15 protein-coding genes are annotated in these 11,949 nt (G+C 61.6%); 8 read left to right on the forward strand and 7 right to left on the reverse strand.

Annotation, left to right across the window (positions count from 1 at the left end):
* Nucleotides 1-463: 463 nt before the first annotated feature.
* Nucleotides 464-1,003 (forward strand): thioesterase family protein, encoded by a 540-nt coding sequence (locus ACOYXI_RS08055; RefSeq protein WP_095136509.1) that lies wholly within the window; start codon nt 464-466, stop codon nt 1,001-1,003.
* Nucleotides 1,004-1,118: 115 nt separating this feature from the next.
* Here the strand turns inward: ACOYXI_RS08055 and ACOYXI_RS08060 are convergent, their stop codons facing one another.
* The 5 genes from ACOYXI_RS08060 to ACOYXI_RS08080 all read right to left on the reverse strand — a co-directional run bounded on the left by ACOYXI_RS08060 (nt 1,119) and on the right by ACOYXI_RS08080 (nt 3,925).
* Nucleotides 1,119-1,640: a GNAT family N-acetyltransferase gene (locus tag ACOYXI_RS08060; RefSeq protein ID WP_461674694.1), complete on the reverse strand. Its 522-nt coding sequence runs from the start codon at nt 1,638-1,640 to the stop codon at nt 1,119-1,121.
* Nucleotides 1,641-1,692: 52 nt separating this feature from the next.
* Nucleotides 1,693-2,292 (reverse strand): GIY-YIG nuclease family protein, encoded by a 600-nt coding sequence (locus tag ACOYXI_RS08065; protein ID WP_098964404.1) that lies wholly within the window; start codon nt 2,290-2,292, stop codon nt 1,693-1,695.
* A gap of 141 nt (nt 2,293-2,433) precedes the next feature.
* The gene (locus ACOYXI_RS08070) at nt 2,434-2,913 is read right to left on the reverse strand and encodes a GNAT family N-acetyltransferase (protein ID WP_098964405.1); all 480 of its coding nucleotides are present in this window, start codon (nt 2,911-2,913) and stop codon (nt 2,434-2,436) included.
* Nucleotides 2,914-2,926: 13 nt separating this feature from the next.
* Complete coding sequence (locus ACOYXI_RS08075; RefSeq protein WP_098964406.1) at nt 2,927-3,139, reverse strand: DUF4287 domain-containing protein; 213 nt, start codon at nt 3,137-3,139, stop codon at nt 2,927-2,929.
* Nucleotides 3,140-3,376: 237 nt separating this feature from the next.
* On the reverse strand, nt 3,377-3,925 hold the full coding sequence (locus ACOYXI_RS08080; protein ID WP_247842382.1) for a cytochrome b: 549 nt from the start codon (nt 3,923-3,925) through the stop codon (nt 3,377-3,379).
* 207 nt (nt 3,926-4,132) lie between these two features.
* On the opposite strand from ACOYXI_RS08080, the gene ACOYXI_RS08085 reads away from it, so the two are divergent.
* From ACOYXI_RS08085 to ACOYXI_RS08115, 7 genes are read left to right on the forward strand one after another with little or no spacing between them, the layout of a single operon-like run.
* Nucleotides 4,133-4,810, forward strand: coding sequence for a thermostable hemolysin (locus ACOYXI_RS08085; protein ID WP_098964408.1), 678 nt, complete (start codon nt 4,133-4,135; stop codon nt 4,808-4,810).
* Nucleotides 4,800-6,281, forward strand: coding sequence for an AMP-binding protein (locus ACOYXI_RS08090; protein WP_461674695.1), 1,482 nt, complete (start codon nt 4,800-4,802; stop codon nt 6,279-6,281). Before ACOYXI_RS08085 ends, ACOYXI_RS08090 begins: the two co-directional genes overlap by 11 nt.
* Nucleotides 6,278-6,952, forward strand: coding sequence for a TenA family transcriptional regulator (locus tag ACOYXI_RS08095; RefSeq protein WP_461674696.1), 675 nt, complete (start codon nt 6,278-6,280; stop codon nt 6,950-6,952). Before ACOYXI_RS08090 ends, ACOYXI_RS08095 begins: the two co-directional genes overlap by 4 nt.
* Nucleotides 6,939-7,748, forward strand: a complete 810-nt coding sequence (locus tag ACOYXI_RS08100) for an SDR family oxidoreductase (protein ID WP_098964411.1) — start codon at nt 6,939-6,941, stop codon at nt 7,746-7,748. The genes ACOYXI_RS08095 and ACOYXI_RS08100 overlap by 14 nt, the downstream gene beginning before the upstream one ends.
* Nucleotides 7,745-8,389, forward strand: coding sequence for a tetratricopeptide repeat protein (locus ACOYXI_RS08105; protein WP_098964412.1), 645 nt, complete (start codon nt 7,745-7,747; stop codon nt 8,387-8,389). Before ACOYXI_RS08100 ends, ACOYXI_RS08105 begins: the two co-directional genes overlap by 4 nt.
* 11 nt (nt 8,390-8,400) lie before the next feature.
* A complete protein-coding gene (locus tag ACOYXI_RS08110) occupies nt 8,401-9,063 on the forward strand; it encodes a response regulator (RefSeq protein WP_098964413.1) in 663 nt (220 codons plus the stop codon).
* Nucleotides 9,060-10,454, forward strand: coding sequence for a sensor histidine kinase (locus tag ACOYXI_RS08115; protein ID WP_461674697.1), 1,395 nt, complete (start codon nt 9,060-9,062; stop codon nt 10,452-10,454). The genes ACOYXI_RS08110 and ACOYXI_RS08115 overlap by 4 nt, the downstream gene beginning before the upstream one ends.
* On the opposite strand, the gene ACOYXI_RS08120 is transcribed toward ACOYXI_RS08115, so the two are convergent.
* The gene (locus ACOYXI_RS08120) at nt 10,425-11,003 is read right to left on the reverse strand and encodes a LysE family translocator (RefSeq protein WP_282412857.1); all 579 of its coding nucleotides are present in this window, start codon (nt 11,001-11,003) and stop codon (nt 10,425-10,427) included. The genes ACOYXI_RS08115 and ACOYXI_RS08120 overlap by 30 nt on opposite strands.
* A gap of 68 nt (nt 11,004-11,071) precedes the next feature.
* Nucleotides 11,072-11,911 (reverse strand): helix-turn-helix domain-containing protein, encoded by an 840-nt coding sequence (locus ACOYXI_RS08125; protein ID WP_461674698.1) that lies wholly within the window; start codon nt 11,909-11,911, stop codon nt 11,072-11,074.
* Between the last annotated feature and the right edge of the window lie 38 nt (nt 11,912-11,949).

Genomic DNA, 11,949 nt, shown 5'->3' on the forward strand with positions numbered 1-11,949 from the left:
CAAACGAGGGTGGCGGCCATGCGCAGGTTGGTAGACCGGGACGTAGAAAACCGGCGCGCCCGAAGACGCCCTGTGCATGACCACCATGAAGCCGTGTCGAACAGACACTGCGGAACATGATGCTTATGCAATCTACGAGAACTCAGGGCTACCAAACCCGATCACTGTTTTTCAGCGACCGACAGACGATAGAACCCGCGCCCTAGACGCACAAGCCGGCGGATTCTGGCGTACTCGTAGGCGATGGCGCAAGGCGTTGTAGGGCGTCGGTGGTAACCGCAGGCTTCATATAAACATTCCGAATATTTTCTGTTTATCCACCGGTTGAACGGGCTACCGATCCAGCACCCACCCGGCAATGATCGGAATGCACTGTTCCGTTCAAAAAAGTCATTTACGCACCTACCTCGCCATCCCCCATGTCGCTAGAGTGCAGCGCTCTTTTCAACTGGCTGACGTACTGATGAATCTGTGGTTTCGATTGCTCTGCATGCTTTTTCGCCGGCCGTGGCGCAAGCCGGTCAATGCGCTGGAATCCACCGTGATCCGCATGCGCGTGTGGCCGCTGGATCTCGATTTGAATCGGCACGTCACCAATGGTCGCTACTTCACCATGGCTGACGTCGGGCGCATGGATTTTGTGTTGCGCAGTGGCGCGTTTCGGGTGGCGTTGCGCGCTAAAGCGTTGCCGATCGTTGGCGATACCTGGGGTAAATTTCGGCGTGAGCTGAAGCTGTTTGAAGCGTTTGAAATTCACAGCCGGATGCTTGGCTGGGACGACAAATGGAGCTTCATGGAGCATCGCTTCGTGAGCAAGGGACGGGTCATCGGCGTGGTGGTCATGCGTGGGCTGTTTCGTTCGGCGAAAGGCACGATTGCGCCGGGTGAGTTTGTCAGAGAGTTGGGGCTGCCTGAGCAGTCACCCGAGATGCCGGAGTGGCTGACGTCGTGGTCGGCGAGTTGTGATCTGATGAGTCGTCAGCTTAGAGGTGAGGAGGTTTGAGTGATTGGGTGGTTGGTTGATGGCTTTTATGGATAGAGTGCGGTGTCGCTTGTGCGGGCGCCATCGCGAGCAGGCTCACTCCTACAGGGGACGCGTTTCGAATGACGTGCCTTGTTCAAATGTCGTCCCGCTTGATGCGGAATATCAGACTTGGTGCTTTGCCCGGTACGTCGTCTAACTCATCGATACGGCGCATGCCGATTTTCTCAAGAACGCGGATCGAGGCCACATGATCCGGCCTGACCAAGCCGAACACTTCAGGCAACCCGAGATGGTCGAAGGCGTGGGTTAGCGCGGTTTGTGCGGCCTCTGTTGCATAGCCGTGGCCCCATGCTTCGACAGCGAAACGATAGCCGAGATTGGTCACCGTTTTCCTCAGGTAGTCATGAGCGGCGATGCCGGCGAATCCGAGAATTTGCTCAGGGGCTTGTGCGCTGCTGATTGCCCACCATCCGTAGCCGTGGGTTTCCCAGTGTTGCAGCCAGCGATCGAGCAGTGCTTCGGCTTGAGCGATGTCGGTCATAGGGCCGGCGGGGTTGAACAGGTTGGTTTGTGGGTCGCCGAAAATGGTAAAAACGGTGGGCAGGTCTGCTGGCTTTGGGCGTCGGTAGATCAAGCGTGAGGTTGCTTCTGACATCATCAAACCCTTTGAAAAGTCTCAACAAGGGGCAAGAGCCCCTCATCGCACATCACCGCTCTGAATCGATGTTGAACCAGGGCCGAAGGTGCCCAACCAGTTTGTCTTCGGCAAAGAAACGCTCAGCGACCGCGTTATCCGAAAAGTCATCGCACCAGGAAAACCCGATGTTGTTGTTTATCAATGTCAGGGGATCAGCTTCCCGAGGAAAAACGTGTTCGATGCCAAACCGCAACTGGCATGAGGTTGTTCGAGGCTTGGCCTTATTGTTCTGGGTTAACGGTGGGTGCGCGCGACCAGGTGTACCAGGCAAACGGTGTTCCCTCAGCCGACGCTTTAAATCGGTCGCCTTACCGACATACAAACACGGGTACGGTGCGTCTGCCGGCCACCAGTCGTGGTAACGCACATCGACATCAGAGCCTCCCGGCCCCTTGAGAATAATATGCCGATTAGCGCTCATGAGAAGCTTACGGCAGCCCATCCACCAGAATGCATAAACTCCTGCACTCGACGGTACGTTGACAGGGTGATGCCTGGAAACCAGATGCTCGATCCGGTGCACCGCTTTTGCATTGAGCATCTGCTTGGTCAGCGACTGCCAAGCCGCTGCCACCTTTACTGCTCGCGAGTCTTCTTTCAGTGTGTCCATTCTTGTTCGCTTTGTTGTTGATTCATTTACTACGCCCGGATTAGCACAGCCCTCAACAATTGATGCGTCGCCTGGAGTGCTAGCTCGCACAGCTTCCGCGCAAGGCTCGGGAGCCCGGCTCCCACAGGGATTGGGGGATGACTATTCTCGGTGGCGCGTCATGTTGATCAACGCCACACGCCTGCCACCCGGCGCCGCGCGTTCTTCGATGGAGAACGGCACGAAGCCAAGCTTCGGGTAGAGCAGCAACCCTGCGGTGTTTTCATTGAAGCACGAAAGCTGCACTTCCCTTGCCCCGTACTTTTCAAAGCCGACAGCAGTCATGGTTTCGACGATGTAGCGCGCGACGCCCTGGCCACGGGCATAAGGCGCGACGATGACGTTGCCGATGCAGCAGACGCCGTCGTGCTCGGCGCGGTAGAAGTTGGCGAAGCCGACGAATTCGCCGTTGGCCAGAAATGCCGTGGAGTCGAAGCGCTGGCTGATAGCGGTGTGCATTTGCTCTTCCGTCAGCGGGTACTGCGCTTTCGGAAACATGAAGTACAACTCTTGAACGCCTTGCGGAAAGCCGCACAGGGTTTTGACGTCGTCGGCCGTCACTGGCCGGTGGGAGAAATTCATCGCTGCCCTGCCCTCACTTTTTACCCGCCAGATGATACGCAACCAAGGCGTTGGCATGGCCGTGGCCCATGCCGTGTTCATCCCTGAGCCACGCCACCAGCTCCATGTGTTTCTTGTCGGTGATGCCGGCGAGCAGGTTCAGCCAGTGATCGATGGGCTGGCTGTATTTCTTTTCGATGGAGGGGAAGTACGACGCCGGGCCTTTTACTTTGTTATCTTCGCTCATGCTGCAAGCTCCCTTGGGTCACGACGGAGGGTCGGCGGACGCTCCTTGTCAGCAGGTCATAGAGTGGACGCGAAGTACGATTGCGGCAACTTTCCCGTCCTGTCAGACGCCACAAAAACCTGTGGGAGCGAGCTTGCTCGCGAAGGCAGTGTGTCAGTCAGCGATGATGCCGGCTGACACGACGCCTTCGCGAGCAAGCTCGCTCCCGCAGGGATTGGGGGTTGAAGGAGGTCAGGGTTATTCCGTGCGACCCGGCAACATCCGCACCAGCGTGTTATCCCGCACCCAGTAGTGGTGAAACAGCCCCGCCGCTGCGTGCAAGCCGATCAGCCAGTAGCCGGCGCTGCCCAGCGTTTCATGCCAGTACTTGAGCTGTTTGGCGAAGTCCGGGTCGATCGCCACCGGTGCCGGGACGTGGAAGCCGAAGTACGGGAACGGTTTGTCGGCGGCGGCGAGCATCAGCCAGGCGAGGATCGGCGTGGCGATCATCAGCACGTACAACGCCAGGTGCATCAGGTGCGAGATGCCGGTCTGCCAGGATGGCGGCTTCGGAGTGATCGGCGGGCGTGGGCTCAAGCGGCCGAGGAGACGCACCCACACCAGCACGAAAATGCTCGCGCCGAACAGGCCATGGAAGCCCATCAGCAGGCCGCGCGCTTCGCTGCCCTTGGGCATGAAGCCTTTGATTTCGACACAGGCATAGACGCCGACGAACAGCGCCAGCATCAGCCAGTGCAGGGTGATTGAGAGTTTTCCATAACGGGTTACGGCGGTGTCGCGGGTCATAAGAAGCGCCTCGTGATTGTCGTGAGTGACGGTCGATTCGTTCGACAGTCTCGATCCGGTTGCAGGGCGAACCGACGGTGCCACCCTGCCCTTGCAGTCTTAAGACAATCTGAAGATTGCCCGTTGATTAACCTTTTTTCACCTTCAGACTTCGTTAAGAAACGCCTCCGATACTGCGCTCAAATCATTGAGGGAGGCGTTCTGCCCATGCCCGATTTCGACTGGAACATTCCCCTTCCCCTGCGCTTCGGTCAAGCCGAAACGCCGCAGATGACGTTGACCGGCGCCTTGCCCGACGACGCGCTGCGAGAGACTTTCGAAGCTTTCATCCAGCAGCGTTTTCGCAAAGCCCACGGCGCCGACATTCGGCACTTTATGCCCGAGCTGTTCGGCATGCACAACGGCGACGGTGAGCTGTGTGCGGTGGCCGGTGTACGTCGTGCACATCAAGAGCCGCTGTTTCTCGAGCGCTATCTGGATGAACCGATCGAACCGTTGATCAGCGCTGCAGCGGATCGTCCGGTGGATCGCACTGGCATCGTCGAAGTCGGCAACCTCGCCGCCAGCGACACCGGCAGCGCACGCATGAGCATCATCGCCATCACCTATCTGCTGGCCATGGGCGGCCTGGAATGGGTGACGTTCACCGGCAACATCGGGCTGGTCAACAGCTTCCATCGGCTCGGTCTGAAGCCAGTGACATTATGCGCCGCCGACCCGGATCGCCTGGGTGACGAGCGTCAACACTGGGGCAGTTATTACGAAAGCAAGCCTTGGGTGCACGTCGGCAACATCCGCGCCGGCTTCATCCATTTGCGCAATATCGGCCTGTTCACTCGATTGGGACTGCCGACCTCGATTGAAGGAGCATGCCATGTCGCTTGAACTGCAACGCTTCCAGGAAACCCTGCGCGACCATGCCCGGCGCAATGACAACTGCACCGCGCTGTGGGGCGATACGCTGAAACTCGATTACGCCACTGTTTACGCCGAGGTGCTGTATCGCCAGGAGCGCCTGCGCGACGAACAGGCGCAGGTGATCGCCTTGGCCCTGGATAACGGCGTCGACGCGATGCTATGGGATCTGGCCGTGTTGTTCGAGGGCTTGACCTGCGTGACGCTGCCGGCGTTTTTCAGCTCCGCGCAACGTGCCCATTGTCTGGAACAGAGCCAGGCCGAACGGGTGATTGCCGAACCGGAGCTGGACGCCGAGCTGCTCGCCGCCGGTTACGAAAAGCGCGGCGAGTTCTGGTGCCGCACGTTCGATGGCCCGAGTCGCCTGCCAGCCGGCACCGCCAAACTGACCTTCACCTCCGGCACCACCGGCACACCGAAAGGCGTGTGCCTGAGTGCCGACAGTCTGCTGCGTGTGGCGCGGGAGCTGGATCAAGCGAGCAAATCCACCGATCCGCAGCATCATCTGGCGTTGTTGCCGCTGGCGATTCTGCTGGAAAACCTCGGCTGCTACGCCGCGCTGTACGCCGGTGCGACGCTGAGTCTGCCGAGCCAGAAAACCTTGGGCATCCAGGGCGCCAGCGGCGTCGATGTACCGCACCTGCTGGGTTATCTGGCCGGACGTGCGCCGGAGAGTCTGATTCTGGTGCCGCAGCTGTTGCTGATGCTGGTCAGCGCTGCCGAACAGAAAGCCTTCGATCCACAAAAACTGCGTTTCGCCGCCGTCGGCGGTGCGCGGGTCTCGGAGGATCTGCTGCACCGCGCGCAGCGTGTCGGCCTGCCGGTTTTCGAAGGTTATGGCTTGTCCGAATGCGCCTCGGTGGTGTGCCTCAATCGCCCCGGCGCGCGGCGTCCGGGTAGCGTCGGCCAGCCGCTGCCGCACGTTGAAGTGCGCTTGGCCGAAGACGGCGAAGTACTGATCAAGGGCTCGGCGCTGCTCGGTTATCTGGGGGACGCGCCATACGCTGATGAATGGTGGCCGAGCGGCGATCTGGGCGAGTTCGACCCCGAAGGTTTCCTCTACCTCAAGGGCCGTAAGAAGCACCAGTTCGTCACCAGTTTCGGGCGCAACGTCAACCCGGAATGGGTCGAGTCGGAACTGACCCAGCGCCGCCATATTGCCCAGGCTTTCGTCTACGGCGAGGCCCTGCCGCACAACCACGCCTTGCTCTGGCCGCACCGTGCCGATTGCAGCGACGCGGAGCTGGCGGCAGCGGTCGCCGAAGCCAACGAAGCCTTGCCCGATTACGCCCAGGTGCACCGCTGGACGCGCCTGCCGCAACCGTTCACCGCCACCAATGGTTTGCTCACCGCCAATGGTCGCCCGCGCCGCGAGGCGATTGTCGCGCTGTACCACGCCCAATTGACTGAATCCGCTGTTTCCGAGGAGTCCGCATCATGAGTTTTTTCGACACCCTGCAAGAAGCCACGCAGCAGGAACGCCACGAGCTGTTCAACCTGCCGATCATCCTCGATGCCCTGCAAGGCAAGGTCAGCCTGCAAAGCTATCGGGCATTTCTGGCTCAGGCGTATTACCACGTGCGCCACACCGTGCCGTTGATGATGGCCTGCGGCGCGCGCCTGCCGACACGGCTGGAGTGGCTGCGCAAGGCCGTCTGCGAATACATCGAAGACGAATACGGCCATGAACAGTGGGTGCTCAACGACATCGCCGCGTGTGGCGGTGATCGCAACGCGGTGCGCGACGGGCAGCCATCGCTGCCGATCGAATTGATGGTCAGCTTCCTCTACGACCTGATCGCCCGAGGCAATCCGGTGGGCCTGTTCGGCATGGTCAACGTGCTTGAAGGCACCAGCATCGCCCTGGCCACCCATGCGGCGGGGAGCATTCGCGAGCGTCTGGCGCTGCCGGACACCGCGTTCAGCTACCTCAGCTCGCACGGTTCGCTGGACATCGAGCACATGCAAACCTATCGCCGCTTGATGAATAAGCTGGAAGATCCAGACGATCAGGCAGCAGTGATCCACGCCTCGAAAGTCGTCTATCGCCTATACACCGACATGTTCCGTGGCCTGCCGCGTGATGCGGAGGCTCAACATGCAGCTGCGTGATGCGCGGGTGGTGTTGACCGGCGCCAGTGGCGGCATCGGCATGGCCATCACCGAGGCCTTGTGCGCCGCCGGCGCCCAGGTATTGGCGGTGGCGCGGCATGAGCAGGCGCTGGCGCCGTTGCTTGAGCGCTACCCGAATTCGCTGTGCTGGGTCGCCGCCGACCTGACCTTCCTCAGCGACCGGCGCAAAGTGCTGGCCGCCGCCGAAGCCATTGGCGGCATCAACCTGCTGATCAACGCGGCCGGGGTCAATCATTTCGCCATGCTTGAACAGCTGGATGACAGCGACATCAACGCAATGCTCGCGGTGAACATCAGCGCACCGATGTGCCTGACCAAACTGCTGCTGCCACTGCTCAAACAGGCTGACAGCGCGATGGTGGTCAACGTCGGTTCCACTTACGGCTCGATCGGCTACCCCGGTTACGCCAGTTATTGCGCGACCAAGTTCGCCCTGCGCGGATTCTCCGAAGCGCTGCGCCGCGAACTGGCCGACACCCGGGTCAACGTGCTTTACGTCGCGCCCCGGGCCACGCGCACTTCGATGAACAGTGCGGCGGCGCAAGCCTTGAACGATGCGCTCAAGGCCAACGTCGATGACCCGCAAACCGTCGCCTCGGCGGTGATCCACGCGATCGCCGGCGACCGCCGCGACCTGTATCTGGGCTGGCCGGAGCGCTTCTTCGTACGCCTGAACAATCTGCTGCCACATCTGGTGGATCGAGGCCTGCGCAAGCAGTTGCCGCTGATTCGCCGCCTCAGTGAGAAACCTGACAACGAGCCGCCAAAATCATGAAAAGACTTTCCGTATGCCTGTTGCTCGCCGCCCTCAGCCAAAGCGTCTGGGCGCTGGAACCTGCCGATCAGCAACGCCTCAACGGCATCCAGCAGAGCTGGGCGCACATCCAATATGAAGTGGCAGAAAAACAGCGCGCCGCCGCGTTCGAGCAGTTGTCGTCCGAAGCCACTGCCTTTACCACCCAGCGTCCGGCAGTGGCCGAAGCGTGGATCTGGAAAGGCATCGTCACCAGCAGTTGGGCCGGCGCTCAGGGCGGACTCGGTGCCTTGGGCAAGGCCAAGGACGCCAAGGCCGATCTGGAAAAAGCCCTGACACTCGACCCCAAAGCCTTGCAAGGCTCGGCCTACACCAGCCTCGCCGCGCTGTATGATCGCGTCCCGGGCTGGCCGATCGGTTTCGGCGACAGCGACAAGGCCGAGCAACTGCTCAAGCAAGCGCTGCAACTGAATCCAGAGGGCATCGACAGTCTGTACTTCTGGGGCGATCACCTCTACCGTCAGAAGCGCTACGCTGAAGCCAGGGTCGCGCTGCTCAAGGCCCAGCAGGCCGCCCCGCGCCCGGGCCGGGAAACCGCTGACGCCGGGCGCCGCAAAGAGATCGCCGCCCTGCTGGTGGACGTGAACAAGAAACTCGACTGACAGGAGTCCGCGTGCGTTTATTACTGATTGAGGATGACGTAGCCCTCGGTGAAGGCATTCATCAGGCGTTGGGGCGCGAGGGCTACACCGTCGATTGGTTGAAGGATGGCAGCAGCGCGTTGCATGCGCTGCTCAGTGAAACCTTTGACGTTGCCGTACTCGATCTGGGCCTGCCGCGCATGGACGGCCTCGAAGTGCTGCGTCGTCTGCGCGACAGCGGTTCGAACCTGCCGGTGCTGATCCTCACCGCGCGCGATGCCACCGAAGACCGCATCGCCGGGCTGGACGCCGGCGCCGACGACTATCTGGTCAAACCCTTCGACCTCAATGAGTTCAAGGCACGCCTGCGCGCCTTGTTGCGTCGCAGTGCCGGGCGCGCCCAGGCGCTGATCGAACACGCCGGGATCAGCCTCAACCCCGGCACCCAGCAGGTCAGCTATCAGGGTCAACCTGTCGCGCTGACGCCCAAGGAATATCAGTTGCTGCATGAATTGCTCTCGCCGCCGGGCCGGGTGATGACCCGCGACCAACTGATCCAGTTGCTTTACGGCTGGAACGAAGAAGCCGAGAGCAACACCCTGGAAGTGCACATCCATCACCTGCGCAAAAAATTCTCCACCGACCTGATCCGCACCATTCGCGGTGTGGGTTATCTGGTGGAGGAGCGTCGATGACCTCGATTCGTCGCCGTACGCTGACGCTGATCATCGGGCTGTTGCTCGCCGGTCTTGCGGTGCTCAGCGTGTTCAACCTGCACGACAGCAACCACGAAATCGCCGAAGTCTACGACGCGCAACTGGCGCAAAACGCTCGCCTGCTGCAAGGCGTGATGCGCATGCCGCTGGCGAGCAAGGTTCACTCGCAGTTGTATCAGGCGTTCAATCAGGCGCTCGGCGAAGCCAAGCCACGCGTCGACGGCCATCCTTACGAAAGCAAGATCGCCTTCCAGGTGTGGAACCCGAAAAACGAGGTGCTGGTGCACACCGCCAGTGCCCCGTCGTTCACCGCCCCGCCGACGAAGCCGGGCTTCAGCGATGTGGTCGACTTGAACAACCGTCACTGGCGCGCCTTCATGCTCGAAGACCCGCAGAACGGTCTGCGCATCTGGGTCGGCGAACGCGATGATGTGCGCGCCGATCTGGTTGATCGCATCGTGCGCCACACGCTGTGGCCGAACGTGCTCGGCAGCCTGATACTCGCGGCGATGGTCTGGCTGGCGATCGGCTGGGGACTCAGGCCCTTGGCGAACATGGCGCAAACCTTGCGCGCCCGACACAGCGGCTCGCTGGAGCCGCTGCAACTGACGCCGCTGCCCAGCGAACTGGAACCGATGCAGGCGGCGCTCAACCGCATGCTCGCGCAGATTCAAGAAGTGCTTGGCCGCGAACGACGGTTTATCGCCGACGCCGCCCACGAGATGCGCACGCCACTGGCGGTGCTGCGGGTGCATGCGCAAAACCTGCTGGAGGCCGGTACCGAACAGGAGCGCCGCGAGTCGTTGCAGTTTCTGATTTCCGGCGTCGACCGCACCAGCCGTCTGGTCAACCAGTTGCTGACCATGGCCCGCCTCGAACCGAAATCCAACCCGCCGCCGCTGCAACGCATCGACCTCAGCGAAACCGTGCGCAACAGCCTCGTGCAACTGACGCCGTGGCTGTTGAGCAAACACCTGGAACTGGCCTTCGAGGACGGCGAACAACCGTTCCACGTCATGGCCAGTACCGCTGCGATCGACATTGCCCTGGGCAACCTGATCACCAACGCTGCCAACTTCTCGCCGGAGCACGGCGTGATCACGGTCAAACTGAGCCAGGCCGAGGGCTGGTGCCTGCTGAGCGTGGAGGATCAGGGCCCGGGAATAGACGAAGCGGATCGGGCGCGTCTGTTCGAACGCTTTTACAGCCGCGGCAACACACAAGGTGCGGGCTTGGGGCTGACCATCGTCAACACCATCGCATTGCGTCTGGGCGGGCGGATTACCTTGGTCAACCGGCCTGAGGGCGGCTTGCGCGCCACCTTGTCGATGCCTCTTGGCTCAGTTGTGCAGCAACGCAGCGGCGGATGACACCACCAGCAACACCGCCAGAATCCGGTTCAGCCACTGCAACTGCGCCGGATTGCTCAACCAGCGCGCCGCACCGCGACCGAGCAACGCCCACAGCGCCAGACACGGCAACGACACCAGAAAGAACGCCAGGCACAACGCGTTCAAGCCCTGCCCTTGCGCGGTAAATACGCTGATCACCGCAATCGACATCATCCACGACTTGGGGTTGACCCATTGCAACAGCGCGGCGCCGAGCAAGCTCAGTTCGGCTTTTTCCTCGCCGGCAGTGGGATCGATGGCGGTGGCCGGCGCGGTGAAAATCTGCCACGCCAGCCACAGCATCCAGCCCATCCCCAGCGCACTGATCACCGGGCGCACGCCGGGCAGCATCAGCGTACTGGCGCCCGCACCGGCGACCCACACCAACGACGCGGCGCCCGCCCCCGCACCGAGAATGATCGGCAGGCACGGCCGCCAGCCGCGTCGGGCGCTGGTGCTGAGGACGATCAGGTTGGTCGGCCCCGGGGTGATCGAGGCGACGAAGGCAAAGAGGATGAACGCAAGCATGGCACGGCCCTGTAGAAAGTCAGGGCCTACTGTGATGGCTGAGCAGCGTGGTGGTCTTGAACGTTTGTTCAGCGTCGAAACGTGCCGATGGCGCGTTGCTGATAGGCGCCCGGCGTGATGCCGTAGGCGCGCACGAACCAGCGGCCCAGATGGCTCTGGTCGGCGAAGCCGAGGCGGCTGGCCACTTCCACTGGCTGCATGCCAGCGGCGAGCATCTGTCGGCCACGGCTGAGGCGCAGCTGGATCAGCCACGCGTGCGGCGCCAGACCGTAGGCCGCTTTGAAGGCGCGGGTCAGGCGAAAGCGGTCGGTGCCACAGACGTCGGCCAGGGTTTGCAGGCTGATGTCTTGCTCGTGGTAGGCCACCAGGTAATCGCGTGCCTGCCGGGCGATCAGTGGCGCGCGGTTGGCAGCGGTGGGTTGCGGTCGCCGGTACAGATGAATCGCCAGTCGCTCGAGCAAGGCATCCAGCGCCACATCGCGCACCATGCGCACGTCCTGCTTATGCAGCGCATTGAAGGCAAACAACGTGGCGCGAGCCAGTTCAGGATCATCGTTGAGCACACTGCCGATCCCCGGCAAGCCGCTGCCGTAGCTGCCCATATGCAAACCGTCCAGCGCCTGCTCCAGCCATGTCGGTTGCAGATAGAGCATGCGATAGGTGAAGCCGTCCGGGCTCGGCGCATCGCCGTCATGGATGTCGCCGGGTTCAAGCATGAAGACCTTGCCCGGCGTGCTGTCATGCCGCGCCCGACGGCTGTTGAAGCGCTGCACGCCTTGCTCGGTGAAGCCGATCAGGTAGGTTTCGTGCCAGTGCGGATCGTAGGCATGCGCGTGCCCGGCGAAATGCGCGTGCAGGGTTTCGATGCCGGTTTCCCGGTCGCGGGCAAGGTCGATCCAGTTGCTCATGGCGTGCGTACAGTGGTGGGCTGGGGCCAGTAATCCAC

Source organism: Pseudomonas sp. G3-19, from assembly GCF_054855875.1.

Bases quoted from the DNA above. Each gene is read 5' to 3' on its own strand.
- ACOYXI_RS08080 (WP_247842382.1), bottom strand. From the start codon at position 3,925: ATGACCCGCGACACCGCCGTAACCCGTTATGGAAAACTCTCAATCACC.
- ACOYXI_RS08070 (WP_098964405.1), bottom strand. From the start codon at position 2,913: ATGAATTTCTCCCACCGGCCAGTGACGGCCGACGACGTCAAAACCCTG.
- ACOYXI_RS08075 (WP_098964406.1), bottom strand. From the start codon at position 3,139: ATGAGCGAAGATAACAAAGTAAAAGGCCCGGCGTCGTACTTCCCCTCC.
- ACOYXI_RS08125 (WP_461674698.1), bottom strand. From the start codon at position 11,911: ATGAGCAACTGGATCGACCTTGCCCGCGACCGGGAAACCGGCATCGAA.
- ACOYXI_RS08095 (WP_461674696.1), top strand. From the start codon at position 6,278: ATGAGTTTTTTCGACACCCTGCAAGAAGCCACGCAGCAGGAACGCCAC.
- ACOYXI_RS08105 (WP_098964412.1), top strand. From the start codon at position 7,745: ATGAAAAGACTTTCCGTATGCCTGTTGCTCGCCGCCCTCAGCCAAAGC.
- ACOYXI_RS08090 (WP_461674695.1), top strand. From the start codon at position 4,800: ATGTCGCTTGAACTGCAACGCTTCCAGGAAACCCTGCGCGACCATGCC.
- ACOYXI_RS08120 (WP_282412857.1), bottom strand. From the start codon at position 11,003: ATGCTTGCGTTCATCCTCTTTGCCTTCGTCGCCTCGATCACCCCGGGG.
- ACOYXI_RS08055 (WP_095136509.1), top strand. From the start codon at position 464: ATGAATCTGTGGTTTCGATTGCTCTGCATGCTTTTTCGCCGGCCGTGG.
- ACOYXI_RS08065 (WP_098964404.1), bottom strand. From the start codon at position 2,292: ATGGACACACTGAAAGAAGACTCGCGAGCAGTAAAGGTGGCAGCGGCT.
- ACOYXI_RS08085 (WP_098964408.1), top strand. From the start codon at position 4,133: ATGCCCGATTTCGACTGGAACATTCCCCTTCCCCTGCGCTTCGGTCAA.
- ACOYXI_RS08115 (WP_461674697.1), top strand. From the start codon at position 9,060: ATGACCTCGATTCGTCGCCGTACGCTGACGCTGATCATCGGGCTGTTG.
- ACOYXI_RS08060 (WP_461674694.1), bottom strand. From the start codon at position 1,640: ATGTCAGAAGCAACCTCACGCTTGATCTACCGACGCCCAAAGCCAGCA.
- ACOYXI_RS08100 (WP_098964411.1), top strand. From the start codon at position 6,939: ATGCAGCTGCGTGATGCGCGGGTGGTGTTGACCGGCGCCAGTGGCGGC.